This window comes from Nitrospirota bacterium (assembly GCA_004296885.1).
GTDB lineage: Bacteria > Nitrospirota > Nitrospiria > Nitrospirales > Nitrospiraceae > SYGV01.
Genome location: SCVN01000014.1, coordinates 24,288 through 51,086, shown reverse-complemented (window position 1 = coordinate 51,086; position 26,799 = coordinate 24,288). Strand labels below are relative to the sequence as shown.

At 60.8% G+C, this 26,799-nt stretch carries 26 protein-coding genes; 7 read left to right on the top strand and 19 right to left on the bottom strand.

Features of this window, described 5'->3' with window-relative positions; all coding sequences use genetic code 11:
- Positions 1-19: 19 nt before the first annotated feature.
- Complete coding sequence (locus EPO61_07120) at positions 20-994, bottom strand: hypothetical protein (protein TAJ09117.1); 975 nt, start codon at positions 992-994, stop codon at positions 20-22.
- Between the two features lie 368 nt (positions 995-1,362).
- Between EPO61_07120 and EPO61_07115 the strand changes: the two genes are divergently transcribed.
- Both EPO61_07115 and EPO61_07110 read left to right on the top strand, forming a co-directional pair.
- Entirely contained in the window at positions 1,363-1,686 is a 324-nt protein-coding gene (locus EPO61_07115) for a PilZ domain-containing protein (protein TAJ09116.1), read from the top strand.
- Between the two features lie 21 nt (positions 1,687-1,707).
- The gene (locus tag EPO61_07110) at positions 1,708-2,598 is read left to right on the top strand and encodes a DMT family transporter (GenBank protein ID TAJ09115.1); all 891 of its coding nucleotides are present in this window, start codon (positions 1,708-1,710) and stop codon (positions 2,596-2,598) included.
- A 3-nt stretch (positions 2,599-2,601) separates the two neighbouring features.
- Here EPO61_07110 and EPO61_07105 read toward each other — a convergent pair whose 3' ends face one another.
- Both EPO61_07105 and EPO61_07100 read right to left on the bottom strand, forming a co-directional pair.
- A complete protein-coding gene (locus EPO61_07105) occupies positions 2,602-5,052 on the bottom strand; it encodes an endonuclease MutS2 (GenBank protein TAJ09114.1) in 2,451 nt (816 codons plus the stop codon).
- A 358-nt stretch (positions 5,053-5,410) separates the two neighbouring features.
- Entirely contained in the window at positions 5,411-6,310 is a 900-nt protein-coding gene (locus EPO61_07100; protein ID TAJ09113.1) for a diguanylate cyclase, read from the bottom strand.
- 232 nt (positions 6,311-6,542) lie between these two features.
- Here EPO61_07100 and EPO61_07095 point away from each other — a divergent pair, with 232 nt between their 5' ends.
- Positions 6,543-6,845: a hypothetical protein gene (locus EPO61_07095; protein ID TAJ09112.1), complete on the top strand. Its 303-nt coding sequence runs from the start codon at positions 6,543-6,545 to the stop codon at positions 6,843-6,845.
- Positions 6,846-6,866: 21 nt separating this feature from the next.
- On the opposite strand, the gene EPO61_07090 is transcribed toward EPO61_07095, so the two are convergent.
- Complete coding sequence (locus tag EPO61_07090; GenBank protein ID TAJ09111.1) at positions 6,867-7,193, bottom strand: hypothetical protein; 327 nt, start codon at positions 7,191-7,193, stop codon at positions 6,867-6,869.
- A 144-nt stretch (positions 7,194-7,337) separates the two neighbouring features.
- Positions 7,338-7,571, bottom strand: a complete 234-nt coding sequence (locus EPO61_07085) for a hypothetical protein (GenBank protein ID TAJ09110.1) — start codon at positions 7,569-7,571, stop codon at positions 7,338-7,340.
- Positions 7,572-7,939: 368 nt separating this feature from the next.
- Here EPO61_07085 and EPO61_07080 point away from each other — a divergent pair, with 368 nt between their 5' ends.
- The gene (locus EPO61_07080; protein ID TAJ09109.1) at positions 7,940-9,397 is read left to right on the top strand and encodes a fibronectin-binding domain-containing protein; all 1,458 of its coding nucleotides are present in this window, start codon (positions 7,940-7,942) and stop codon (positions 9,395-9,397) included.
- 80 nt (positions 9,398-9,477) lie between these two features.
- Here the strand turns inward: EPO61_07080 and EPO61_07075 are convergent, their stop codons facing one another.
- The gene (locus EPO61_07075; protein ID TAJ09108.1) at positions 9,478-10,893 is read right to left on the bottom strand and encodes a TAXI family TRAP transporter solute-binding subunit; all 1,416 of its coding nucleotides are present in this window, start codon (positions 10,891-10,893) and stop codon (positions 9,478-9,480) included.
- Positions 10,894-11,122: 229 nt separating this feature from the next.
- Between EPO61_07075 and EPO61_07070 the strand changes: the two genes are divergently transcribed.
- Complete coding sequence (locus tag EPO61_07070) at positions 11,123-11,395, top strand: hypothetical protein (GenBank protein TAJ09107.1); 273 nt, start codon at positions 11,123-11,125, stop codon at positions 11,393-11,395.
- A gap of 262 nt (positions 11,396-11,657) precedes the next feature.
- Here EPO61_07070 and EPO61_07065 read toward each other — a convergent pair whose 3' ends face one another.
- Both EPO61_07065 and EPO61_07060 read right to left on the bottom strand, forming a co-directional pair.
- A complete protein-coding gene (locus EPO61_07065) occupies positions 11,658-12,641 on the bottom strand; it encodes a class I SAM-dependent methyltransferase (protein TAJ09106.1) in 984 nt (327 codons plus the stop codon).
- A gap of 67 nt (positions 12,642-12,708) precedes the next feature.
- Positions 12,709-13,179 carry a hypothetical protein gene (locus EPO61_07060; protein ID TAJ09105.1) on the bottom strand — a complete coding sequence of 157 codons (471 nt, stop codon included), beginning with the start codon at positions 13,177-13,179 and terminating at the stop codon, positions 12,709-12,711.
- Positions 13,180-13,670: 491 nt separating this feature from the next.
- Between EPO61_07060 and EPO61_07055 the strand changes: the two genes are divergently transcribed.
- Complete coding sequence (locus tag EPO61_07055; protein TAJ09104.1) at positions 13,671-14,564, top strand: DUF2806 domain-containing protein; 894 nt, start codon at positions 13,671-13,673, stop codon at positions 14,562-14,564.
- Positions 14,565-14,871: 307 nt separating this feature from the next.
- On the opposite strand, the gene EPO61_07050 is transcribed toward EPO61_07055, so the two are convergent.
- From EPO61_07050 to EPO61_07005, 10 genes are all read right to left on the bottom strand, one after another.
- On the bottom strand, positions 14,872-15,663 hold the full coding sequence (locus tag EPO61_07050; protein ID TAJ09103.1) for an ABC transporter permease: 792 nt from the start codon (positions 15,661-15,663) through the stop codon (positions 14,872-14,874).
- 87 nt (positions 15,664-15,750) lie between these two features.
- A complete protein-coding gene (locus EPO61_07045) occupies positions 15,751-16,476 on the bottom strand; it encodes an ABC transporter ATP-binding protein (protein ID TAJ09102.1) in 726 nt (241 codons plus the stop codon).
- Between the two features lie 7 nt (positions 16,477-16,483).
- The gene (locus tag EPO61_07040) at positions 16,484-17,188 is read right to left on the bottom strand and encodes a cytochrome C (protein TAJ09101.1); all 705 of its coding nucleotides are present in this window, start codon (positions 17,186-17,188) and stop codon (positions 16,484-16,486) included.
- A complete protein-coding gene (mobB, locus tag EPO61_07035) occupies positions 17,185-17,691 on the bottom strand; it encodes a molybdopterin-guanine dinucleotide biosynthesis protein B (protein ID TAJ09100.1) in 507 nt (168 codons plus the stop codon). The genes EPO61_07040 and mobB overlap by 4 nt, the downstream gene beginning before the upstream one ends.
- 19 nt (positions 17,692-17,710) lie before the next feature.
- Entirely contained in the window at positions 17,711-18,991 is a 1,281-nt protein-coding gene (locus EPO61_07030) for a molybdopterin molybdenumtransferase MoeA (GenBank protein TAJ09099.1), read from the bottom strand.
- Positions 18,992-19,036: 45 nt separating this feature from the next.
- Positions 19,037-19,909, bottom strand: a complete 873-nt coding sequence (locus EPO61_07025) for an ATP-binding protein (protein TAJ09141.1) — start codon at positions 19,907-19,909, stop codon at positions 19,037-19,039.
- A 99-nt stretch (positions 19,910-20,008) separates the two neighbouring features.
- A complete protein-coding gene (locus EPO61_07020; protein TAJ09098.1) occupies positions 20,009-20,491 on the bottom strand; it encodes a MogA/MoaB family molybdenum cofactor biosynthesis protein in 483 nt (160 codons plus the stop codon).
- 258 nt (positions 20,492-20,749) lie between these two features.
- Positions 20,750-21,688, bottom strand: a complete 939-nt coding sequence (gene tatC, locus EPO61_07015; GenBank protein TAJ09097.1) for a twin-arginine translocase subunit TatC — start codon at positions 21,686-21,688, stop codon at positions 20,750-20,752.
- 52 nt (positions 21,689-21,740) lie between these two features.
- Positions 21,741-23,240 (bottom strand): Do family serine endopeptidase, encoded by a 1,500-nt coding sequence (locus EPO61_07010; GenBank protein ID TAJ09140.1) that lies wholly within the window; start codon positions 23,238-23,240, stop codon positions 21,741-21,743.
- Positions 23,241-23,528: 288 nt separating this feature from the next.
- Positions 23,529-24,317 (bottom strand): hypothetical protein, encoded by a 789-nt coding sequence (locus EPO61_07005; GenBank protein TAJ09096.1) that lies wholly within the window; start codon positions 24,315-24,317, stop codon positions 23,529-23,531.
- Positions 24,318-24,495: 178 nt separating this feature from the next.
- Between EPO61_07005 and EPO61_07000 the strand changes: the two genes are divergently transcribed.
- Positions 24,496-25,227 (top strand): glycosyltransferase family 2 protein, encoded by a 732-nt coding sequence (locus EPO61_07000; protein TAJ09139.1) that lies wholly within the window; start codon positions 24,496-24,498, stop codon positions 25,225-25,227.
- 61 nt (positions 25,228-25,288) lie between these two features.
- Here EPO61_07000 and EPO61_06995 read toward each other — a convergent pair whose 3' ends face one another.
- A complete protein-coding gene (locus EPO61_06995) occupies positions 25,289-26,779 on the bottom strand; it encodes a pentapeptide repeat-containing protein (protein TAJ09095.1) in 1,491 nt (496 codons plus the stop codon).
- Positions 26,780-26,799 lie beyond the last annotated feature (20 nt).

Here is a 26,799-nt window from a genome sequence, read left to right as displayed (position 1 = left end):
TCCCCTGTTTCTGCTATGCCTATGCCGCGGTCTTGCGAGACACCGCAGCCGGCTCCGTGGCAGCGTCCGGCGGAATGGCCCTCCGACGATCGCTCGGCGTCGACAGACCGATGCAAAAGATCCCGATCAATCCGAAGAAGGAAGCCACCATGATCCCCATGGGAATCTCCGGCCAGGACCGGGGGCCGGCCACAACGGCAGCCTGACTCACGGGCTCGGCGTCCGCTGCGGCCAGCCTGGCAAAGCGGTCGGCGATCAATTCCTGGTGCATCGACGCCAGGACCAGGGTTGCCAGTTGCTCCTGAGCGCCGGCCAGGGCCTCTCGGTAATCCTCCTCCCTCTTGACCATCCGAACGATGGCCTGTCCGAGCCGTTGCTGGATGCGGCCCTCCATCTGGCGGCGCGCCTGTGTCGCCGCCACAATTTCCGCGCCCAGCAACGGTTCATGGGCTGACCGGTACTGTTCATCCAGACGGATGGCGGACAACTCCGTGGTGCGAATCATGCGGCGGTTGTGCCGCTCTCCCAGCATCGGCAGCTGATAGACTCCGGCTCGCATCCCCCGTGCCGTGGTGTCCACGATGCGACGGCCCATGACAAATTGCAGCCTGGCCGCGTGATCGGCCTCCGCAAGACGGGCATAGGCGCCGATCCGCCCGATATAGTCCGAGGGGGCGGATTGCAGGTATACGTCGACCACGCGCGCACGTTGCAGATCCGCCGAAGCGGCGACCATCTCCTGGTAGGCCTCCCGCTCCAACCGCGAGACGTTCACGATGGCGGCGCCTAACGCCGGCTGGACCCATTGCATCGGGTCCACCTGGCCCGCTTCGCCTGCCGATCGCTCCACTCCCCACGCTCCGGACAAACCGGCCTCCATACCGCCGTTCGTGACGGCGAACAGGCCCAAACCTCCGAGTACCGTGGCAAACAGGCCCACGGCAACCATCAAGTCAATCGGCTCCAACTGTCTCGTCATACTCTTCCTCTTCATGGTGGCCTCCTTGATGACCCCATGTCCCGGCGGAAGTGTGGCGACCCGCCGCCGCTCTCTTTAGACCGCACTCGACCCGACGAGCAGAGGCCACGCAAGCAGGATGCCAGCAGGTCGATGCGTAAGTATCTGAAATTTCATGCCCCGCGCGGCCCCAGCCAATCCGGGGCTGGCTGGGTTCCACCAGGACGGCGGGAAATCCACCAATCGACCGACAGCGCCAGCGCGCCATCCCGTTTCGGGACTTCGCAGCAGCAGGGCCACACGTAAAGCTTGCAGGCTCCTCGTCCGATAAGACAATCGAGTCAGTCGCAGAGGCAGGCGCCTGGACAGACACAGTAACAGGCCGCAATAAGGGGACTTCCGTAATGGGGAGGAAACGGGAACTCTTCCGCGTTCATATCGTTCGCAAGGGAATCGTCCGGAACGGATCGGAAACCGCGACCTGCGCCATTACCGAACTGACGTCCCAAGGGATCGGCCTCAGCACCGACCTCCGAGCGGTTCAAGGAGACCGGCTCGACCTGACCTTCGACCTCACCGACCGGCACCGGATCACCTGCACCCTGCTCGTCACCCATGTCGCCACTCCCCGCCTGGGAGGATGCATTGCGGCCATCTCAACCGAACATCAACAGCAGCTCACGCGCTACATCGAAGCCCATGCGGCCATCAATCTCACGGTCTTCTGATCTTCGGCACAGAGCGTCACCATGACCAGCCACGCAGAACAGACCCAGGGAAGCAGCCCGTTGCTCTATGTCACGGCAGCGGTTCTGACACTCAGCACCATCACGCCTGTCATGAAGAGCGTCCTGCGGCAAAACGAGATCGCCCCCTTCGACCTGGTGTGCCTCAGGGTCCTCATCGCATTCTCCTGTCTGGTCGTGATCACCCTGACGGGGCCTTGGCAGGAACTGCGGCAGATGACCGGGAGCGATGTCGTCCGCTTGACCCTATTGGGCATTCTGGGGGTGGGGGTCGCGTACGGCTTCGCCGGCTGGGCCTTGGCCTACACCAGCGTCAGCCACTACAGCCTGATCTACAGCCTGCACCCGACCTTGACCGCTCTGTTGAGCCTCTTGCTGAGGAAGGACCGGGCCAGCGGCGTCAAGATCGCCGGCATCGCGCTTTCGCTCTGTGGCTGCCTGTACGCCATTCCCGAAGGGCTGCACGATCAGGCGGTGGGATTCGGAGACTTGCTGGTCCTGCTGTTCACCCTGTCCGCGGCCACCTGCGTCGTGCTCAGCACCGGCATGGTGAAACGCTACGGCGCCGCCGCCGCCACCACGGTGATGTTCGGGACAAGCTTGTTCTTTCTGCTGCTGGGAGCCATGTTTTGGTCGATTCCCTCCCGCCTCCACGTGACCCTATCGAGCGGGCTCCTCATCGCCTATATCGGAATCGCCACGGCCGCCGTTTTTTTCTTGCGTAACCTCTCGCTCCAATTTCTGACTCCGGCCACGGTGGGAGCCTTTCACAATCTCGTGCCGGTGTTCGGAATCCTCATGGCCTCCCTGTTTCTCGACGAACCCATCACCGCCAACATGATCATCGGCGGAGCGGCCACCCTCGCCGGCGTCGAACTGGTCCGGCGGGGCTGACGGCTACTGCAACGTCACGACCGTCACTCCATCGCCCCCTTCCGCCCGCTCCCCGGCCCTGAACGTCGCCACGTAGGGCGAAGACTTCAAATAATCTCGGAGGACCGTTTTCAACCGGCCGGTTCCATGCCCGTGGATGATTCGGAGGAAAGGTTCGCCGGCCAAGACCGCCCGGTCCAGCGCCGCGACGGTCAGATCCAACGCTTCATCGGCGGCCTGTCCGCGCAGATCCACCGTCGACGACGTTTCCGTGCCGGATGACGTGGCCTGTGATATCCGCGGCTGGGGCCAGCTCTTGCCCTTCTGCGGCTCAGGCCCCTTTCCCCGGGCAACCCCCGCGAGTCCCGACGCCTCAACCGAGGCCTCCCGGTCGCCGATGCGGACCCGTACCCGCTTTTTCCCCTTCGCCTCTTCCAGCAGGGTTCCGACGACGCCCAAGCCCACGACTTCGACCGAATCGCCGGCCGTCAATTGATCGAGCGGAACCGTCTCAGCCCCGGCGCCCAGGTGCTCCCGAGCCTGCGCCTCGATGCCGGCCAGTTTCTCCTTGGCCTCCTTGGCCTTGCTCAGCGTCTTGTCTTCCTTCTTCAGCCCCTCGATAATTCCCTGCACCTGGGCCCTGGCCTGCAGCAGATCCTGCGTCAGCTTTTTCTTCACGTTCTTCCGTTCATCCCGCTCGGAATCGCGCAGACGCTCCGCGATCTCCGACGCTTCCTGCGCCGCCCGCTCCGCCTCCGCTTTGAGGGTCGCGGCCTTGGCCAGATCCTCGGACAGCCGCCGCTGCGTCTCCTGGAGATCGCCGAGCATCTGTTCCAAGACCCGGTCCTCGCGGCGAAGCAACTGCAGCGCCTGTTCCAGAATCGCTTCATCCATCCCGAGACGCCCGGCAATGTCGATCGCGGATGATCCGCCCGGCAGATTCATGATCAGCCGGTACGTGGGCGCCAACCGGCTCACGTCGAACTCGACGCTGGCATTCACGAAGCCCGGAGTCGTGTGGGCCAAGGCTTTGAGCTGGTTGTAGTGCGTCGTGGCGACCACCTTCATCCCCAGCCCGGCCAGGTGCAACAGGAGCGCTTCCGCCAAGGCCGCCCCTTCGGCCGGATCGGTCGAAGTGGCCGGCTCGTCCAGCAGCACGAGGGCTTGCAAGGCCGTGACCTCCCCCGCGGGGCCGGTTCTCGTGGCGGAGGCCTGTGCCAGCAGGCGAATCATTTGCGTCATATGGGCGGAAAAGCTGGACAGATCCTTGGTCAAGTCCTGGGCGTCCCCGATATCGGCATAGACCTCCGGAAAAAGAGCCATGTCCGAATCCGCATCGCAGGGCAGCGGCAAGCCGGCTCGGACCATCAGGGCGAACAACCCGACGATCTTCAAGGTGACGGTCTTCCCGCCGGTATTCGGTCCGGAAATAATCAACACCCGCACCGTCTCGTCCAGGACGACGTCGTTGGCCACCACCCCTCCGCGCGCCAGCACCAGCAAGGGATGGCGCGCCTGTCGAAGCCGGACGCGGCCGCAATCGTTGATCGCCACCGGATGGGCGTGAATCAAGTGGCTGAAGGCCGCCTTCGCCGCAATGCAGTCCAGCGTCGCCAGGATCTCCAGGCCGCAGACCAATGCCGGCACGTGGGCCGCCACCTCCGCGGACAGCTCCTGAAGAATGCGCCGCACCTCGCGTTCGATTTCCAGTTCCGCCACTTTGATGGAGTTGTTCAACTCCACCAGCTCGCGGGGCTCCAGAAACACCGTGGCCCCGCTCCCCGACACGTCATGGACGATGCCGGGAATTTTCGACCGCATCTCGGACTTGACCGGGACCACATAGCGTCCCTGCCTTTGCGCGAAATACTGTTCCTGCAACACGTCGGCGTAGCGGGTGGAGGCCAGAATCACCTCCAACCTGTGCCGCATCTGTTGTTTGAAGTCCTGCGTGTGGCGCGTCAACCGGCGCAGTTCCGGGGTGGCCGATTCGCGGATGCTGCCGTCCTGGTCCACACACCGGTCGATCGAGGCTTGGATGGTGCGCAAGGCCTGGATCGCCTCCAGCCCGGCGGCCACGGCCCAGAGGGACGGCGCCTGTTCCCGGCGGGGATGCAAATACCGGAGGACCTCCAGGCTCAGCCCCAGCGCGACGGACAGGTCCCGGAACTCATGGGACTCCAGGGCTGCGCCTTTCTCGGCCCGGCCCAGAACCTCCCGCAAGTCGGCAAACGACAGCGACGGGAAGGGCGCCTCGCTTTCCCTCAAGGCCGCCATCTCTTCCGTCTCCCGGAGCCGCAGCCTGGCCGCTTCGAGATCGGTTTCCAGGGTGAGGGCGCGGCATCGCTCGGCTCCCATAACCGAACGCGCCTCTTTGGCCAACACCTCAAGCAGCCGATCCCATTCCAGGACCCGCTCAGCTTGCTGTAGCAACGATGGTTCGTCCATGCTTGTCCGGATCTCCCGTCGCTGCATGCTATCGACCGTGGTCGCCACCGTCAAGCCTGCGGGCAGACCTCGACCGAGGGTGTGGGCTTTGGCATGCGGGCGAGGAACAGATACGGCCGTTCGGTGACGTTGGGTGGACGTGAGACAGCAGGGAAAGGCGTCGGTATGCGCCGGCGCCGATATCGACAGAGAACCTTGGCGGACTGTTCAAAAAACGTTTTGGTCGGGCAAATGCGCGCCCTCTGGGATGCCCCAGACGATGCCAGCAGACCTCACAGGATGGTCAAAAAGGCTTTTCCGTACCCATGAAGCGTATCCGTTGTTCGTAGGACAGCCTTCTTTTTGACGCTTCACGGGAGGACTGGCGGATTTTTTCAACAGCCTGTCAGGCCAGGCAGACTCGGTTGCGGCCGCTCTCCTTGGCTGTATAGAGCGTCTTGTCGGCAACCCGAATGAGCGCTTCCAGTTCCTGGACCTCCCCGCGAGCGAGCGTCGAGGTCGTACCGCCCATGCTGATCGTGACCGGCACTCGATCCGGATGCCCGGGAGGCTGGATTGACTTGGATTCCATCTCCTGCCGAACCCGTTCTGCCGCCGCTGCCAGGTCCTGCATGGGCGGCGGCAGCAGCACGATGAACTCTTCTCCTCCCCACCGTCCGACCACATCGCAGGGACGGAATTTGTCGAGGAGCAACGCGCTCACGGCTTGCAAAACCTGGTCGCCGATGGCATGGCCCCAGGTATCGTTGACACGCTTGAAATGATCCACGTCCACGATCAGGACTCCCACGGCCGCCTTGTCGTGGGCCGCCCGCCGGCACACTCGCTCAGCCTTCTCCATCCAGCCCCGACGGTTCAGCAGCCCCGTCATGGGGTCGATGGAGGCCAGGTGTTCGAACCGGTCTTTGAGCCCGCGATACTCCTCTTCGCGCTTCTTCGTTTCCGTCACGTCTGTGATGGTTTCCACCACCGAGAGCACATTGTCTTTCGAACGAATCGGGGCCCACTGCACCAGCAGCCACTGCCCATCCGGCATGGGGACCTCTGCCGACGTGGTCTTGCCGGTGCGCAGCGCCTCCGTAGCCCGGCAAAAGGCGCAGTGGGTCGGCTGTTTAGGGATGTTCGTATAGCAGGTCTTTCCGTCGATTTGCCCGAGCAACGCTTGACCGCTTTGATTCTGGTACTGGACTTCCCAGGCATCCGTGTCGATCACCGAAATAATAGCCGGGCTTGAGTCCATCAACTCCTGGATGTTGAATCCTTTTGCCAACAGACTCGATTTCATCTCCCCCTCCTCAATATACGATACGAGACCCAACCCTAATCCAATGGTACGAGCCTTGTCGGTGGTTTGTACGCAGGACTTGAGTGCACGAAGGTGCGCCGGCGCCCTGTTTCACCCTCTCTTGAACATGCCACTGTATCCCACAGCATATTCCACAGCCCCTTGCCTCTGCGCTGCCGCGACGGGTAGACTCACCGAATCGTACTGAACCTAACGACAAAGGAGATCACAGATGCCGAGGAAACAGGGGCTTGTTCTCGCAGGATTGGTCACCTTCTTCGCCATGGCCAACCCGGCTTGGGCGGCGGATCAGAAGATTATGCTCATGCTGGGCGGGAAGTTTTGCGAGATGTACCCGGATGCCATTCAAACCGCCCTCAAGAAAGTCCCCGGCGTAAAAGCCGTGGACCTGAAGAGCATGAAGGGCCATGCCGTCGTGACCGGAGACGGCGCGATGAAGCCGGATCAACTCACCGCCGCCGTCAACGGGGTGAAGGGGGACGGCTGGCACTGCAACGCCGAGGTGATGAAGTAGCCGTCGCTCAGCCGCACCAGGTCAGGACGCAGAGGGATCCGGCAGATCCAGCAGGTACCGGGCGGGAGCGCCCTCAGAGGCGGGCCGCAGATGCATTTGGCTGGGCGGCAGATCGGCCTGCAGCCGTTTGACCAACCGCGGCACCGGCATCGCCCCGACGATCTCGCAGAGCCAGAGATGGACGCCGGACTCCAGTTCATGGATCTGCCGGCAGCAGCGAAACCGGGCATCCTCCATGAAATAGGCGGAGAGAAATCCCGTGATCGCCGTCACCACCCACCCATGCTGTTGGGCAAAGCGATAGGTCACGGCGATCTCGACCGGTTGGATGCTGTCGGGGGAATCCATGGTACCCAAGGCAAGACCACTGTAGGCCAAGCCAGGGATTCTGGCAAGGGAGGGGATACAAGCCGGCGAGTTTGACCGCTCGGCAGGACGGACCGCCGGACTTCGAACGGCCGGACCTCGTTGCGTCTTCCCTGTACGAACGGCTCAGGCGCTGATGGTGACCACTTCTCTGGCCTTCTTGGCTTTCTTTTCCGCTACCACCTTGGTCACGCGATCGCGAATCGAGCTCTGGATCAGCCGGTGCCGGTAGATCCGTGGGTCCAGCACTTCCCCGCAGGTGATGCAACGCCAGGCACGCAACCAGAGGTGCCCGCTGTCGTCTTCCATGTCAATGTAGTGATCGACCACCATCAGCCCGTGGCACCGTTGGCATTTCATCGTGGGCTCTCCTTCCTGCCGGCTTTTCGGCTGGCCGCAAGTCGGCACGATCCTGATCGTCCTGCCTGGTACCCTTGTCCGCGCTTTCATCGATATTATCGGCTCCCTCCTTTCCCCACTTGATGTCCCACTCGAGATCACCTGGTGGAGCAACTGCCATGCCACACGAAAAGTCAGCGATATACGGCCCGCTTTCCATTGACGTGAGACAGACCTGACGAAAGTTCCGTCAGCGGACTGACGGGTGGGGCCGGGGTTGGGAAGAAACCGCCGGGTGAGCGGCATCGGCTGCGGGGGGGATCGGACCGTGCTTGATTTTGAACCGGCGGACGGTCAGACTCTGCCGCAACGAACGGCGGGAGGAGACCGTGGGCCTGACAGCGCAAGAACTGGCGTCCGTGGTCGAAGAGATCGCGCCCGCATTAGCCGACGGTTGGGTTCAGAAGGTTTTTCAGCCGACACCCCGCACCGTCACCCTGGAGATCCGCACCCCCGGACGCACCCTGCTGCTACTCTGCTCGGCCGATCCTGAAACCGCGCGTGTGCACCTGCTCGGCCACCGTCCGCCCAACCCGGCCAGCCCTCCGCCTTTCTGCCAATTCCTGCGAGCCCACATCCACGGCGCCCACATTGACGGACTCGAACAGGTGCCGGGCGACCGGATCGTGCGCCTCAGGCTGACCACGCGGGAAGGTCCCTGCTCGTTGCTGGCCTTGTTGACCGGCCGCAGCGCCGACCTCCTCCTGCTGGATGCGGAGGACAAGATCCTGACAACCCTGGAGGAGGGCCAGCAGAAAGCGGGGCAACCCTATCGGGCGCCAACCAGAAGCCCCCAATCGCGCGATGCCGTGCCGGCGGTCGGTCTTCCGCCTGACCAGAACCAGCCTTTTCCCTGGTCCTATGCCTTGGAGCAACGGTACCAGGCGAAGGAAGAGGCACTGGCTCTCGCAAGCCTCAGGCAGAAACGCGGGGCCGAACTCAGAAAAAGCATCAAGAAAACCGCCAGGCGCATCGAAGCCCTGCGCGAGGATTTGGAGAAGACCGAACGGTACCGCGAGTATGCCCGCTATGGAGAGCTCCTGAAGGCAAATCTGGGGCTGATCAAAAAAGGCCAGGAACAGGTGGTGGTGACAGACTATTTCGATCCGGCCATGCCGGAGTTGACCTTGCCGCTGGACCCAGCGAAAGGACCCCAAGCCAATATGGACGACTATTTCAAGAAGCACCGCAAATACCTGGCGGCAGACAAGGAGATCAAACCCAGGCTGGCCAAGGCGGAAAAGGACCTGCAAGGCCTGCAGGCCGAACGGAAGGCGCTTGAGCTGGATACCTGGCAGCCGGCACCGGCGGAGCCCAGGTCGTCCAAGCAATCCCTGTTGCCTCCCCCCGCTCAGCGTTCAGCATTCAGCGTTCAGCATGCAAAACATTCCGGCCCCTTCCGCCGCTTCATCTCGACGGACGGGCTGCCTATCTATGTGGGCCGCAATGCGCGGGAGAACGACGAGCTGACCTTCAAGTTCGCCCACAGCGACGACTTGTGGCTCCATGCCCACGGCACGCCCGGTTCTCACGTGGTCGTGCGACTCGAGAAAGGCGCCGATCCGCCCCAGGAGACGATCCGGGACGCGGCCACGCTCGCGCTGCTCTATAGCGATTTAAAGAAGAGCGGGAAGGGAGAAGTGATCTACACGCGCCGGAAATGGGTCCGCAAGGCCAAGGGCCAGCCGCCCGGCACGGTAACAGTCACCCAGGAAAAGGCCCTCTTCGTGCAGCTTGACAAAGTCCGCCTGGACCGGATGAAGGAACGATCCGGCAAACCTCTCTAAGAAGAGTTTTCAGTGAACAGTTCTCCGTTTCCGGAGCTGACGGCTGAACGCTGATTGCTGAAAATGCCTTCAACATCCTGTCAGGAATGGCCCTTGATGTACTCGTCAATCCGCTTGTAATCCTCCAACCTGATCCGCTCGTCCTTCAACAAGTTCAACGCCCGGTACTTGAGCCGGTGCATGTAATGGTCGTACCGCTTCGAGGCCGGCTGGTTGGGCATCACCTTGAAGGCTTTCACCGCCCGATCCACCGAATACAAGAAACGATGCACCAGGTAGTCCCGGACGAACTGCGACGAGAGGGTAAAAATGGCGAACAGCAGCGACAGATACGTTCCGATGCCGGCCAGCGTGCGCGGATCCATGAAAAACGGCGGATCGTGATCGTAGAACCGCAACGCCCCTTCGTGGAGCGTGTAGTAGAGCCCCTTCCGCGGGTCCATGTCCGCCAGTTTGGCGTAGTTGAGCGGGATGCCCTGTAGAATGTCCTGCACGTTGCGGTCGATCTTCGCGGCGATTTCATAAGCTTCGAGATCGCTCAGGTCGGTGGACGCCGCCAGAATCGTGTTGGTCCCGATGGTCGAGATTTCCTGGGACGCGTCCTGAAACGCGGCGCCGGGAATCTTGACCTCCACGAGGAAGGGATGGAGCATCGTCAGCCCCTGCGCATGCTGCACCCGCAACAGATGGAATTCCCCCTCGTGGCGCGCCAGCGTGCTCCCCACGCCGGCTTTCAGACCCGAGAGGAAGAAGCCCACGTCGATTTTCCCCTCTTTCATCTGCTGCGCCGCCTGCTCGTAATCCAGATCGTCTCCCACCCGCTCCACGGCGATCCCATAGTGGTCCAGCACCAGATGGGCGAGGTATGCCGTCGCGCTGCCTTCCGGGCCCAGGTACGTCCTGGTCTTGGGCGGAATATCGTCTGCGTCGGCGATCCCGAGGCTATTCCTGGCCACGATGTGGAGCGGCGACTTGTAGAGCGGCATGAGCGCGCGCATACGGATTTCCTTGTGCATGCCCTCCTCTTTTACCGGCTCGGATCCGATCGGCAGCTTGCACTCGCTGGTCCTGGTGAAATGCAAGGGCAAGCCGTCTTCGGCAAAGGCCAGTTGCCCCAACCCATGGTCGATGTAAAAGAGATTCTCCAACGACCCGCAGGTTTCCCGGAACGTGAAGTCCGGCACGATGTTGAGGTGCAGAAAGCGCTCCAGCTTGTCCGGCCGGTTCAAGACCTCGGCGAGACGGGGCGCGACGACATCGTAGGTCCCGCCCTTGGGGCCGGTGAGCAGATAGTAGTCCATCTTCGCGCGGTGGGTCAGCTCGAGCCCTGCGACAACCAGGGGCGCCAGGAGCAGAATCAGGGTCAACAGCCACCGATTACCGAGAAGGAAGCCGCCGAGGACGGACCGCCGCGTAAACCGGCGATAGATCAGCGCCGAACGTCTAATCCGGCGATAACTGACCAACCATCCGACTGAAGGTATCTGGAACGCCATAGGCTACAATCCTCACAAGGCCGACTGGGTCAGGATTGTAGTGCAAATGCGCGGAGATTGCACGAGTTAGAGAGGGACATTACTGCAGGCCGCCATCCCAACCGCCCCCCCTGCCCCTTCATTTCTCCAGGGTACTCAGGTCCCGCGAGTATTTATCCGATAAGGAAACCAGCCAGCAACCTTTAGCACGCCGAGGAGCAGCCTACGGCGGGAACCAGGGAGGGATAGTATGAAACGGACCATTGGTATGTTGGTGTGCATGGCGGTGCTGGGCACCGCCGGCCTGCCCATGACCTCACTCGCCGGGGTGCCGGACGCCGATCCGCCCAAGAGGGTCGCGGACAAGAAAGATGGCGCCAAGAAGGCGTACCCGGATCAGATCTGGGCGAGCGACACAGTGGCCCCTGAGCCGCCCAAGAAGGTCGCGGCTCCGGCTCCCAAGGCCAAGCCCTACAGCGGCCCCATCTGGTCGACGGACACGATGCCGGCAGACGGCAAGTAAGTCCATGCCCACGATAAGGGGCTCCAGGGCCTATCGCCACGCCCCCCGGAGAGATTCTCCGACGGGGTCGTGGCGACTTACGCCAGAGGACACATCTGGAACGGCGCCACCACTCTGGCACCGCTTGAGCCTCGCTGACTTTCTGTTTACCGCCAGAGGTTGAGCGCGTGGCCGACTGAAGGGAAAACCGAAGCAACGGCCCCCACCGGCCAAGCCGGTTCCTGGCCTTGACCGGGACAGGAGAACGTCCAGCATCGTCGACCTACAGGGCTTTGAGCAGGCTGACGGAATAGCCACCTTCCAAAAAATCCTCGTCCTCGGTCTGCTCATAGACATCTCGAATGACCTCCGACGGGTAATAGCATGAACGGACAAGAGTAAAGAATGGCTCCGACCTCAGACGAGGCGGGCCTACGTTGAGCGAACCTTCTTCAAACAACGTCGCCAACCGGTCTTGTCGGGTCAACTCATGCCTGTCACCCTGACTATAGTCGACACGCACGCACAGACCTCCCTTTCGAAGCAGGCCTCGTAGATTGCGTGCAATCACTCGGTTCATGAACAATTGGTCGTAGAGGGTATCCGTTCCCGTCTTCCCCTGTTTCGCGGCAATGAACCGAGCCTCGTCGCTGTCCGCTCTATACAGCCACTCAAAATGACGCCGCTCTATGTCCCCGGTAATGATATTCGGAAACGCAAAGACCACGATGTCTGCCGCCTGCACAGGCAACGAGAAGTGCGGCAGCTTGGCATAGAGCCACTCAAGGGACCCCGGGCGGTCCTTGCGCATTCGGCCGGCCCACGTCTCAGCGTGGCGCAGCATGGTCCTGGACCCATCAATGCCAAGCACCCTCCAGCGGGGAAGTAACTGGGCCAGCTGCTTCGTCAGAAGACCCGCGCCGCATGCGTAGTCGACGATCAAACCGCTCCGCTTCCGAGCCTGCCGAGCCACATAGCTCGAAATGTTGGCATACGCCTCTGCGTGGGCTGCGCTGGTGGTCCGTTGCACCCACCATCGCCCAACGTGCCGGTCATAGGACCGCACGCCGGCGGCAAGCGCCTGGTTAAAATCTATGTTCGCCATGAGTGTGCTACGACAAGGCGGGACGTTCGACCTTTGGCTGGAGTTGAAGGAACACCACAAGGAGGGCGCCAAGCGGCCGCCTGCTCCAATCACGCATATGGGGACGCATTGTAGTGGAAATGCGCGAGGATTGCACCAGCCGCACGGGAAGAGCCGCCACATTGATCACGCCATGAGCCGGCGGGGCAGAATCAGCCAGGCAGGGACCAAAGCCGGCTCGGCAGGAACCTCACAGATCCAGATCGGCCACCTGCAGGTGATCGGCCGGCCGGAAGCCATCCGCCAGACTGACCTCGTTCCCGTTCAAGCCGTCCTCCAGAGGGTCTTCCCAGAGACGGTCCGGGAACCCGTCGTCCGCCAGCCGGTCCCCGTAGAACAAGGGATACGTTCCGACCGCATAGGTGACCAGCCCCTCGGCTCCGCCCGTCGTATAGAGTGTCACCGACACACCCAACGCCGAAAAATCAGAATCGGCCGGCGCCGGCATCACTGCATAGACCCGGTGCAAGGTCGCATAGGTGGACCGCCCCGTCTGCCGGTCGGCATAGATGATGAGCAACAGACTGTTGGGGAGGATACGAATCTCCGTGGTGGTGTCCAGGGAATAGGCAGCAGGATCGGGCACGGTTTCGTCGGCGCGCAGGGATGGAGCCTGCATCAGGGTGACCAGCACAGCCATGATCGACACAAGGAGGCGCATACCCACCTCCTGGGTGGCTTTCGGCCTCGCCACTCAGGTCATCAGTTGTCCATAGGTCCTTCCGTCTTGACTGATCGACATGATCCCAACCGCTTGTCCTTCTACTAGGACTGTCGGCTGCCGCCCCATAAGACTTGAGCAATCCACGTGCCACGAGCCAACCTCGTGATTTTTCTGTACAGCGCCGTTCGGCTTGACCTGTTATGCCAGAGCAGCCCGCCAAGCGCATGACCATTCCTGCCTAGCGACAGCAGCCCAGGCAGATTCCGCAGACTCCCCACCGATAGGTCCACGGTACAACCACAGCGCCGCACACCGATCTGGCCAGAGATACGCTCACCAATTCAGATGGGATCAAGAGCGGAGGATGCACGATAGGGCTACACGCTGGAATACGACCCGAAGCGTTTCCTGACATCATTTCTCTCTCTACTGATTCAGGCAATTGGTGTGTTGACACAGTCCCCCTGAAAAAGTAGCCTGTCCGTATTATGAGCGAAGGCGGCCGGCTGATTAACGTCAATTTGGGTGACCTTTCCAAGCCTGCGACCGTCCTGATTGAGAAGATATCAGACGCGGTCGGCGAAATCTTGCGTCCCGGCCAGATCAAAAGGGTCGCAAAAGCCGAGGCCGAAGCCGCAGAAATTCGCGCCTTGTCAGACATTAAGATTACCAGGATTCAGCAACGAGGTCTGGCAAGACTCATTCAGGAGGAGGGGAAAAAACAGGCAAACATTGAGAGGATTACCGCGCTAGCATTGCCAGACCTAAAAGCAGACGCTAAACCGGAAAATATCGAGAATGACTGGCTCGCTCACTTTTTCGAGAAGTGCAGGATCGTTTCAGATACCGAGATGCAAAGCCTATGGGCACGGCTCCTCGCTGGCGAAGCCAATAAGCCTGGAGCATTTTCAAGACGAACCGTTGAGTTTGTTGCGACTCTGGACAAAGAGGATGCACAGCTTTTCACTAACCTATGTCGTTTCGGTTGGTCTATTGGAGACGGAACAGAGTTGTTTATCTATAGCAATAAGGCCGACATTTACAATCATCATGGTATCAACTTTAATGTACTTACACATCTCGATGACATTGGCCTGATCACGTTTAACCCTACTGCTCCATTTGGCCTCTTTAAGCTTCCAAAACAACTCACCGTCTATTACTACGGAATGCCTGCAAATCTTGAGTTCCCTAATGACTCTGACAATGCACTTAAGGTTGGAGAGGTGCTCCTGACAAAGGTCGGAGATGAATTGTCTCCCATTTCCGGTGCGACGGGCGTGAAAGAATTTCCCAGCTTTGTGTTTTCCAAATGGACCGAACAAGGGCTGAAAGTCTCATCGTCAAAAGATATCCCTACATCAGAGCACTCTTCCTCCTAAAAGTTTAACTCTCTCCACCACATGTGTAGCAGGCTGGTGATGCCGAACCACGGCCCTTCACCGCTCCTCCCCCCTCTCAACTGGTGCGGGTGAAGGGCTGAACTGCTGACGCGTGCATCAGAGCCGTTTTGTGTTCAGTCGTTGCCGAACCGGAGCGTCCCGACGAAGGAGGGTGGCGAGGACTGTTTGAGGTCCGTTCGAGCGCCGCTCAGGACGGACCGAGTTCCGCAGCCAAGCGAAGGAGAGGCTTACGGATGGCCAAAACGGCTCTGGCCTTTGAGCGGAAGCAGCGAACCCTTCGGCTCTCCTACTCCCCCACCCGCACCAGCAACCCCTTTTCTTTGCAGATGTTAAACGTCCAGTGAAAGACGCCGATGATGGTCACGAGGTAGAGCAGGTTCAGACCCGCCGCCCAGCCGAGATGCGCGACCGGGAGCGATCCCCCGCTCAGCACCCCGCGCATGCCCTCAAACACATGGGTCGCCGGATTGGCCCAGGCGATGGCTTGCAGCCACTTGGGGAGGATGTCGATGGGATAGAACACGCAGGAGATCGGCTGGAAGAGAAACACCATGCCCCAGGCCAGCACTTCCGCCTCCTGGCCGAAGCGCATGATCAGCGACGTCGTGAGCACCCCGATGATCCAGCCGGTGACGATCAGGTTCAACACGAAGGGGATCAGCGAGAGCCCGATCATGAACACGTTATAGGAATAGAAGAAATAGGCCGCGGCCACCATCACGCAGGAGACCATCGCCACCTTGAAGACACTCAAGGCCATGGTCGCCGCGAGAAACTCGCTGGGTTTCAAGGGACTGGCGAAGAGGTTCATCAGGTTCCGGGACCAGATTTCCTCCAGAAACGAGATCGTGATCCCCTGCTGGGCGCGGAACAGGACGTCCCAGAGGATCAGGGCGCCGAGAAAAAAGGTCACGACGCCGGGCAACTGACCCTGGAACTTCATCAGATAGACCGTGATGAAGCCCCAGACGACGAGATCCAGAAACGGCCAATAGAAAATCTCCATCAGCCGCGGCAGGCTCCGCTTATAGAGAAACAGATGTCGCGTGATCAGGGCCTGGATGCGGTGCAGTTTCACGATGGTCTCAAAGTTGAAAAGTCGAAAAGCCGGCAAGTCCCCGCCCAGCGGCTTCTTGGACTTGATGACTTTGTAACTTGATGGACTTTATGACTCCCTTGCCAATTTGAGAAACACTTCTTCGAGGTCCCGTTGGCCGAACCGCTCCGTAATCTCCTGGGCCGTGCCCTGAGCCACAACCTTGCCCTTTTGGAGAAAGATGATGCGGTCGGACATCTCTTCCATCTCACGCATGTTGTGCGACGTATAGAGCACGCTCAGCCCGGCCGACTGGCGCACCTCCTTCAGGAGCGCACGAATCTTGTGCGCAATGTCCGGGTCCAGGCTGGCCGTGGGCTCGTCCAGGAACAGGATCTTCGGCTCCGTCAGAATCGCTTTGGCCAGCGTCAGCCTGGTCATCTGTCCCGATGACAACTTGCGCGTGAGTTTGTGACGGAACTCCTCCATCTCCAGCTTCTTCACCACCTCGTCGATGCGCCGCGCAATGTCCGAGAGGCCGTAGAGCTTCGCCGCCACCCAGAGATTTTCCTCCGCCGTCAGCGAATAGGGCATGGAAATGTAGGTGGAGGAAAAGTTGACCTGGCTCAGGATTTCTTCCCGATGCTGCGCCAGGTCCTTGCCGAACATGCGGATCGAACCGGCCGTCGGCGTGACCAGCCCCAGCAGCATCTGAAACGTGGTGGTCTTGCCCGCCCCGTTCGGCCCCAACAGCCCGAGAATCTCGCCCTGCTTGATCTCGAACGAGACTCCATCCACGGCGGTAAAGTCGCCGAACTTCTTGGTGAGACCTTTGACTTCGACTATAGGAAGCATAGAGCTATCAGTTGAAGAGGAAGTCGCCGATCTTATCAGGCAGGTGACAGGTTTCGCACTTTTTACTGAGAAGTTTCCCTTCATGCTCCGTCTTGCCGTCGTGGCAGCGGAAACAGTCGTTCATGGCCGAGGCGCGCAGCTTGGTGCCTTCCGGATGGTCTGGGTAGTAGGGTTTCCCGTCCACCGCCACGTGGCCGCGCGGGATCACGACCGGGTAGCCCTTGATCGGCTGCTCATGCACGACGCGCGCATGGCAGGTCGTGCAGCCTTCCCCTTGGCCCCGCTTGGCAAACGCCTCCATGTGCTTCCGATGGCCCATGACCAAGCCCACGTCCTTCACCGGCGGCGGCAGGTCCCGCGTGGACACTTCGGACACGCGCAAGATCGCCCGGTGGCAGCCGATGCAGACCTCCGAGGACACGGTGGCTTGCAGGTTGTGGGCATCCGTCGGAGTCCCGAACAGGTAGATGGCCACGTCTTTGAGGCCCGCATAGGCCTTGTCGTGGATGAACCCTTCCACGCCGGGCCGCACGTGGCAAGTAACGCATTCCACCTCCTTGTGCGAGGACTTCACCCACGACTCATAGGACGGGCGGATGTTGTGGCAGCTGGCGCAGAACTGGGGATGGTTGGTGAGCGGCACGGCGGCCCCGCCCAGGGCCGCAGCCCCGAGAAAAATCGCCACCAAGACGATGGCTTTGGGCTTCTTCATGCCTCCATGCGCCGCTTGGGAAAATGCGTGACGATGAGGTCGCTCAACCCCTTGATGTCGTCGGGATCGATGCAGGGCACCGGGAGGGTCACCGGCTTGTTGGACACCACCGCCAGCAGGCCCTCCAGCGACAGGGGCACTTCCCCCAACTCGTCCCGTAAGACGACGACCTTCGGATAGCCTTCGTTCTTCCAGCCTTCCGCAATGATCAGATCGATGGATCGGTCCAGAAACCGATCCCGCAGCTCTTCCACCTTGATCTCATCCGACACGTCCGAGAACATGGCCAGGCTGCCCTTGGAGAGCACCATCACCGTGCTGGCACCGGCCCGCTTGTGTCTCCAACTGTCCTTGCCCTCCGTGTCCAGATCGAACCCATGCCCCGTATGCTTGACGGTGGCCACGCGGTACCCGGCCAGGACCAGTTCGGGAATCAACCGCTCGATGAGCGTCGTTTTCCCGCTGTTGGACCGTCCGACGAAACAGAGGATGGGGATAGGCATGCCGATGAATCCTTGTGCGTCAACAACAGGACTGCCGGTGGCCGGTCGAGGGTAGCGCGCCTGCGTCGCGGTCCCACAGGGGCTCGCCCAAGACCTGCACGGTCACCGGATCGCCCGGCTTCAGTCGTTCCGTTTCCTGCGGAATGTCGATCAGGCAATTGGCCTTGACCATCGAGGTCAGGATGCCGGACCCCTGATCGCCCGTGGTCCGCACCGTAAAGCCCCCCGCGTCGCGCGTCAGGATGCCGCGCAGGAAATGACGCCGGTCGGTGCGCTTGGAAAAGGTTTCCTGAAAGGCCGCCTGCACCACCGGCCTGCCGTAGCTGCGGTGGCCGGACATCTTTAACATGGCCGGCCGCACGAGCTGCTCGAAGGTCACCATGGAGGAGACCGGATTGCCGGGCAGCCCGAAGGCCAGCTTGCCCTGGATCTTCCCGAAGGCCAGGGGCTGGCCGGGCCGGATCGCCAGCTTCCAGAAATTCATCTCCGCACCCAGCTCCTTGAACACGGCCTTGGTGAAATCGTAGTCGCCCATCGAGACGCCGCCGGACAGGACGAGAATGTCGGCGTTCAGGCCGTGCGAAATCTTCTCCTTCAGCGCGGCCGGCTGATCCTTGGCGATGCCCAGCAGGATCGGAATGCCGCCCGCCTCCTGCACCGCCGCGGCAATCCCGTAGCTGTTGGAATTGATGATCTTGTCTTCGTCGAACCGTTCGTCCAAATCGGCCAACTCGTCGCCGGTGGAGAGGATGGCGACCCGGGGGCGTTGATGGACGAAGACGAAGGGCTTGGCCAGGATGGCCAGCATCCCCACTTCGCCCGGCCGGAGCTGCGTGCCCTTGGGGATAATGCAGTCGCCCTTGCGCACGTCCTCGCCCTGCGGGCGGATGTTGGAGCCCGACGGCTCCGGCTTGAACACCTTCACCGAGTCCGGGGTATGTTCCGTGTCTTCCACCTTGATGACGACATTGGCCCCCTTGGGCACCGGCGCGCCGGTCATGATCCGGATCGCCTCGCCCGGCCCCACCGACTTGGTTGCCACCTTGCCCGCCGGCACGTCCTCGACCACCTTCAGCACGACCGGCTTGGTGATCGCATGCTCTTGTTTGATGTCCTCATGGCGCACGGCGAAGCCGTCCATCGCCGAGTTGTCCCAGGGGGGATTGTCCCGGAGCGCAATCAGATCCTCGCCGATCACGCGGCCGAGGGATTCCACCAGCCCGACTTTCTCCAGGCCCAACACCTGCGTGGCGTCCAGGACGATCTTCTGCGCTTCGTGGAGTGGCGTTAATCTTTGCATCGTTCTCCAGACTGATAGCTGATGGCTGATACCCGAGAGCTTCTTCTAGTGCCGCTTGGGGCCGATTTTGAGCAGCGACCCGCTCTTCTTGCAGAAGGCCTCCACTTTGTTGGCAATCTGGTGGTAGGCCTCAGCCGTGGGCGAATCCGAATAGAACATGGCAAAGGGCTCGCCCGCGTCGCACTGGGTGACCACGTCCGGGTCCAGCGGGATGCGTCCGAGGAACGGCACGCCCATGTCGCCCGCGGAGGCTTCGCCGCCGCCCTTGCGGAAGACCTCGATGGACTGGTGGCAGTGGGGACATTCCAGCCCGCTCATATTCTCCACGATGCCGATGATCGGAATTTCGCTGTCCTTGGCGAAGGTCACCGACTTGCGCGAGTCCAGCAACGCCACTTCCTGCGGCGTCGTGACGATCACGCAGCCGCTCACGTTCCCGATCAGGTCGATCGTAGTCACCGACTCGTTGCCGGTCCCCGGCGGCAGATCCACGAGCAGGAAATTCAGGTCCGCCCACTCCACCCCGCCCAGAAGCTGATTGATGAATTCGTATTTATAGGCGTCGCGCCAAATGATCGGGTCGTCCGGGTTCTGGAGCAGGAACGACATGGAGGCGATCTTGAGATTGTAGGCCTGGAACGGGATGATGCCGCCGCCCGTGCTGATCTTGAGCTTCTGCCCCTCGGCCCCCACCATCTTGGGAATGTTGGGGCCGTGGATGTCCATGTCGCAGATGCCGACTTCGTAGCCCTTCAAGGCCAGGCTGGCGGCCAGGTTGGTGGTGACGGTGCTCTTGCCCACCCCGCCCTTGTTGCTCATCACGAGGACCTTGTACTCGATCCGCTCCATCCGCTTGTTGACCAGCCAGCGGCTGTGGCCCTCCTTGTCCTTCTGACAGGTTTCGTTTTCGTCGCAGATCGCGCAAGCCCACATGTAGGTGCAGGCGTCCCCGCTTCCGGACCCGGACGGTTGCTGAATGATGTTCAGTTCTTTCGGCATAACGGATATCGGCTCCTTCTAGACCGGTTTCCGGCCCGGCCGTATTTTCTCCACCGTGTGCTCCAGGATCGGAGCCAGCACCGCCAAGTTTTCCTTGGCCCCCTTCGGACTGCCGGGCAGGTTCACGATCAACGTGCCGCCCCGCAACCCCGCCGTCCCGCGCGACAGCATTGCGGTCCGGACTTTCTTGAGACTCTCCTGCCGCATGGCCTCGCCGATGCCCGGCACTTCCTTTTCGATCACGTCGCGGGTGGCTTCGGGCGCCCAGTCGGTGGGCCGCATCCCCGTCCCGCCCAGCGTCAGGATCACATCGGGCGACTCGATCCCGCACAGAAAGAGCAACCGGTCGCGGATGGCTTCGCGCTCGTCCGCGATCACCTCGTAGGACACCAGGGTGCCCGGCAACTCGGCGACCATCTGCTCGATCGGCGTCCGGACCTCGTCCGGTGCGAGCCCGGACAGAATCTTGCTGCTGATGACGACCACGGCCACGCGCATTATGAGGTCCCGCTGATGATCTTATCAGGTTACTGAACAACCCTAGTAAGGCTCATCCCGCAGCATAGTTAAGAGCAACCACTACGTCCATCCAGGATGTTCAAAAAGGCCACCTTCTCACCCGCCCACCCCGCGTGCGCCAAGCGCACGCTGTTCCCGTGGCTCGGCCGCAGCGAGCGAGGAGGCGACGCGTACTCTTTGCGGTACGTTGAGCCTCCGAGCGACGCGAGAACAAAGCTGGCGGACTTTTTCAACATCCTGCTAGCGGGGACGGCCTTGCGGCACCCCTACATACTCGCTCTCGGCAGCCATGGCCGGCTTGGGCGCCATCGTCGGCACCGCGCCCGTTCTGGCCGGCACGGCAGCCTCGGCCTTGGCTTCGGCCGGCTTGCGCTTTTTCCCAAAGAACCCGGCGCTCACGATGCCCACTTCATAGAACACGTACATCGGGAGGGCCATCAAACACTGGTTGAAGGGATCGGGTGTCGGCGTCAGCAAGGCGGCGAAGACGAATGCGCCCAGGAACGCCCACTTGCGGTACTTCTTCAGAAACGGCGCGTCCACCCAGCCGATCTTGGCCATCAACGTGATCGCCAACGGGACCTCGAAGATCACCCCGAAGACCAGCAGGAACCACAAGGCGAAGCCGACATAGGCTTCGATGGAAATCTGGGGAATGAACCCGGCGTTGACACCGTAGGACACCAGAAAATTCAGGGCGAAGGGCAAGACGAAGAAGAAGGAAAACAAGATGCCGGCATAGAACGCGACGGTGCTGATCAGGACGAAGGGCCCGACGAACCGCCTCTCATGGACGTGGAGACCCGGCACCACGAACTGCCAGATTTCCCAGAGCACGTAGGGGGTGGACAGGACCAACGCAAACAGCCCGGCCACCTTGACGTTCTGCCAGAGCGCCTCGGCCGGCGCCAAAAACACGAAGGGAACAGAGGGCAGGTCCGTCGGCACCCATTCCAGCTTGCCCGGAATGAACGCATTCTGCAGCGGAACCCGGAGCCACTGGACCAATTGATCGGCGAAGAAAAAGGTGCCGACGAATAGGATCCCGACGATGATGACCGCCCGCGTCAGCCGGACCTGGAGCTCCACGAGGTGCTCCATGACCGGCATTTTCTTGTCTTCCAGCGGCGTGAAGATCGTGTCTTGCAGCCACTGTGTGAACTGGCCCCGGTCGGACATGCTGGCGCGACTTCCTACGGCGCGGGGCATCACGCCCCGCGCCCTCTCGGCTTTACTTGGGATTCACCGCGACGAACAGGTTGTTGCCCTGCCGGCTCAGCAGCAGCACCGCCATCTCGTCTTTCTTAATCTTGGCGGCGGCCTTGTGATAGTCGTCCAGGCTCTTGATGACCTCGTGGTTCACTTCCTGGACGACGTCCCCGCGCTGGATGCCCGCGGATTCCGCCGGGCTCCCCGGCTCGACCTGGTTGATGACCACGCCCGTCGTCTTGGCGGGAATGTTCAGCCGGCTCATCGTGTCCTGATCCAGCGACTGCACCCGCAGGGACGCCAGCACATTGTCCGGCGGCTTGACGGATTCGCCCGGCGCGGCCGGCGCGGCCTCCTTCTTGGCCAGCATTTCGTCCGACGGCCGCTCGGCCACCTTGACCGAAATGACCTGCTCTCTCCCGTCCCGCAGGACCTTCACCCTGGCGTTGCGGCCGACGCCCGTGCGCGCCACCATGTTGCGCAATTGGCTGACGTTCTGGATCTCCTTGTCGTCGTATCCGACGATCACGTCGCCCCGCTTGAGACCGGCGGCGGCGGAGGGTCCGTTTTCGTTGACATCGCTGATGAGCACGCCCTTGCGCGCTTCCGGCAGCTTGAAGGACTTGGCCAACGCCGGCGTGACTTCCTGGATGGCGATGCCCATCCAGCCCCGCACGACCTTGCCGGACTTGCGCAGGCTCTCGACGATGTCCACCGCGATGCTGCTGGGAATCGCGAACCCGATTCCTTCCGACCCGCCGGTGCGGGAGAAGATGGCGGTATTGATGCCGATCAGCTCGCCGTTCATGTTCACCAGCGCCCCGCCCGAGTTGCCGGGGTTGATCGCCGCGTCGGTCTGGATAAAGTCCTCGTAGTCCGCGATCCCCACGTTGCCGCGGCCCAGCGCGCTGATGATGCCGAGCGTCACGGTCGAACTGAGCCCGAAGGGGCTGCCCACCGCCAGGACGAGATCGCCCACCTGCAGCCGGTCGTAATCGGCCCACTTGATCGCGGGCAGGTCCTTGGCTTCGATCTTGATCACGGCCAGGTCGGTCTTGGGGTCGGCCCCGACCACTTTCGCCTGGAATTCACGCTTGTCGCTCAACGTGACGGTGATCGAGGACGCATTCTCCACCACGTGGTTGTTCGTCACGATGTGCCCGGCGGAGTCGATGATGACCCCGGAGCCGGCGCTCTGGTCCGGCCGACCCGGAGGTCCGGGCGGCGGAGGAATCGGCGGCTCCATGCCGGGCGGCTCCATGCCGGGCGGTTCTTCGCCGGGAGGCCCGCCGCCGGGCGGTCCACCGAACGGACCGGGAGGCAGCGGACGACGGCGCGGGCCCCGCTCGCGGCCGCCCCCTTCTCCGCCGACCACCGCAATATTGACCACGGCCGGTGTGACTTTTTTCACGATCTCGGAAAAGCCCTGCGCCATCCCCGCTGGGACCGCCGCCTCGCTGATCGCCTGGTGGGATGGCAGCACCCCTCCGACCAGCCCGATCATGCCGGCGCCGAAAATCATCGCGCTCAGGGCATAGCCGCCCGCCCGCCGACCTCGATGGAACAGACCACCTTGCTCCCGAATCTGCATAATTGCCCTCAATTCTCCTTGCGGTTGCTGATTATTCCGGCTCAGTGCCGTGACACCGAAGCCAGGCGCATGGTTCGGTCATTCTACACTATCCACTTGCGCTGCTTCAAAGACAAAAACGTCCCAATCAGAGCCCATTTAACGCATTTGACGGGAAGGAAGGGAGGGGCGGGATCGGGCGGGACCGCGCCGCCTCAAGGGCGGCGACACACGCAACGCTCACCCTCGGAGCGCCGCGAATTCCGCTTCCCGCTTCTTGAGCCAGGCATCCTGGAAATTGATGACCAGCCGCTTGACCGCCTCGTGCATCGCGATCACCCGCAAGGTATGGGGCGCGCTTTCGTAGGTCGGCGGCCACCAGCGCCAGTTCGGCTCCAGCGGGCGCTTCCAGATGACCGGATACCATTGATTGACGTCAGGTGTCGTCGCGCGATCCAGCGTGGCCCAGCCCCGCCCTTCTGCATGGACCAGGACCTGGCTGCCGCGCACATCCAGCAAGGCCACTTCGACCAAAGACCAGTTGTCCCGCCGCAATCCCGGCACAACATTGGTCGTCCCTCCAACCGCCACATAGATGGGATATTCCACCTCGGTTGCAGAAGCGATGACCAGAACCAGGTAGTCCAGGCCGTGCTTTCGCCCGATCTCGACGAACGGCGCTGGATCGCTGCCAAGGCGGGCTCCATCGGCCGGGACGATTTTTTCGATGCTCAGCGGTAGGAACTGGGTAAATTGCTGCTGCAACTGCTCGGCCATCTGGACCAGGGCTTGGTCCGGCAGGCTGGGCGAGGCGTCGGGCGCCGTGGTGTCGTCAATCAACAACAACCCGGCCTTCAGCGGCCGCCGGTCCGGCAAAACCACATCCGGCGGGGTCTCGCGCACCGCCTGCTGCCCGACATAGTCGGCCAACCGATTGGGGGGCACGACCGTGGCGCAGGCAGACAGACCGGTTAGAGAGAGGACAGAAGCCGCGCACAAGAGCCAGGCAGTCGCTCGACGATTCCACATGCCCAATCTCCCGGTCAACAGGGATTACCCCTCGCCTATCAGCTCTTACGATCAGGCCTGAGGGGTAGGCTTGTCAAGCCTCGCATCCCTTGCAAATCGTCTTGCAATCCACCCGGTTGCCGGGTAGGCTGACGCCAATTCCGGAGTCCGCGTGACGGCATCCCCCCAGAACCAGGCGATCCCACTCTCCATCGTCATTCCTGCCTATAACGAGGCCAAGCGGATTCTGCCCTACTTGCAGCACATCACTGCCTATCTGGGGCAGAAGGGCCAGCCTTATGAAATCCTAGTCGTGGATGACGGCAGTCGGGACGAAACGGTTTCGGTTGTGGAGCAGTTCCAGGCTCAGCATCAGGCGGTACGGCTCATCCGGCTCCCGACGAACAGAGGCAAGGGCCAGGCAGTGAGGACCGGCATGCAGCAGGCCCGCGGCGAACTTCGCCTCATGGCCGACGCGGACGGAGCCACGCCGATTCAGGAAGTAGAACGGCTGGAAGCGGCCATTCACAATGGCGCCGATCTGGCGATCGGCTCCCGTCCCCTGGCCTATCGCGATGCCCGCTACAAGGTCCAGGTCCGCTGGCACAGGTCCGTTTCGGGGAACCTCTTCAACTGGTGCGTGCAACGTCTCGGCATTCCCGGCATCAGAGATACGCAATGCGGCTTCAAACTCTTCCGCGCGGCCGTAGCCCAGGACCTGTTCGGTGTCTCCCAAATCGACGGCTACGGCTTCGACCTGGAACTGCTCTACATCGCGCAACGGCGCGGCTATCAGATCGCCGAAGTGCCGATCAACTGGTCCGACCAACCAGGCTCGAAAGTGCTGGTGCTGCGAGATGGGCTGCGGATGTTCTGCGAGCTGCTGGCGGTGAGACGAAACGACAAGGCAGGACGGTATAACAAAGCTTGACTGCAAGACCTGACTTTATTTTTCTTTAGATGAGTAGATAACTGCACACACTGCCCAACCGTTATCGCTTAAAGGATCGTTTGACAGCAAGAACTAGAAAAGCAACCTGTAACGGAACGAATACTTTTGAAAACAATGTTATCAGTACTTGGTGACTTGTTGTAGGTTCGAAGTACGTCGGAAAAAGCAGGAGTACTGAAGGAAGCGTGTAATACAAGAATACGTTCAAGTTAGAATTTGGCAGATTGTATGGCGAAGCCTCGGAAAGCTCCATGCCCAGATAAGAATACAGGAGTGTTATTGAAACCAAGTACCCAAGCAGGACCAGAAGCGCTCTTGCCGGCTTTTGCCCATAGCCACTCAATCCCATATACAAAATGGTAAGCAGCGGCAAATGTCCCTGCTCCAAGCTGCGCTTTCTTCGTTGCTCCATTTCCCCGTAATAAAAATCACCTGCTTGAGGGTAGTTACGTCTATCTTCAAAACTTTGTCGTATTTGTCTATATGCAACCTCCAGCTCAGCACGAACAGTTTTTTCAGGACGGATAGTAAATAACACATTTCGCCTCCACGTACCCATGCGACCTGGCCGTCTCCAAACGCCAAGGCTGAAGTCTATTTCTCTTAGATCAACCCCCAACAGACTGCACCGGCTAAGGTCGACGTGTTGAAAATGAACAAGATTGGGCTGTCCGAAGAATGTTTCGTCGAAGTTTACATATTTGGAATCTGAAAATAAAAGGCTCTCGCGTTTGCCAACGAAAAGTGCGCCAGCTTGAAATCTACTCGCAACGAACAACATCTCTTGCTGTAAACACTCCCAGTAGGAAAACCTTCCATTAAATACAGCCCCGGTGAAATCCATTTTTTCAGCACAAGTGGTATTTAAAAACGCCGCCTCGGCAAACTCGACTTGCCAGAACCCAGCAGACTTCTTGAATTGCACTTTGTCCGAAAACTTGGCATACCCAGAAAAAACAGCAAGGGAGAAATTAACATCGGCTTCGAAGATGACTTTATCAAACGTCGCGCCCATCTTAAATTTCGCAGAAATAAAGGTGGCTTTCTGACCAAACTGAGTCGACTCAAAAAGTGGAAGGCCCTCAAAGCGAGTTCCTTTAAAGGATGTCTCTTCTATAAAATGAGCCACTGAAAAGTCGATGCCTGATGCAAAATAGGCTTCAGCAAACGAGGCGATCCCCTTGAACTTTGCCTCTTCAAAAGTGGACTGTTTTCGGAATATCGACTTTTCAAATTTGACCCCACTCTCGAATTCAATTGCGCTAAAGTCGGCGTTCTCAAAAGTGGAATCTGTAAAATCAATCGGTCCCGGCCAAAGAAGTTGCACTTCTGACGCCCGAAAGTTATTGGGGAATTGGATATTCAACAGGCCAATTGATGTCCCGCGAGTTGTTCGGCTGAATACTTCATTCAACGCAGCGTTGAATTCATCCAAACTTCGTCCAGATGGATCGTGAAGAGGGCACTTAGGCTGGCGGGGATAGAACCCAGCCCAAGGGCATTTTGAGGTAACTAAACAAGACAGAGGCATATGCCACCCCTCCTACTTAA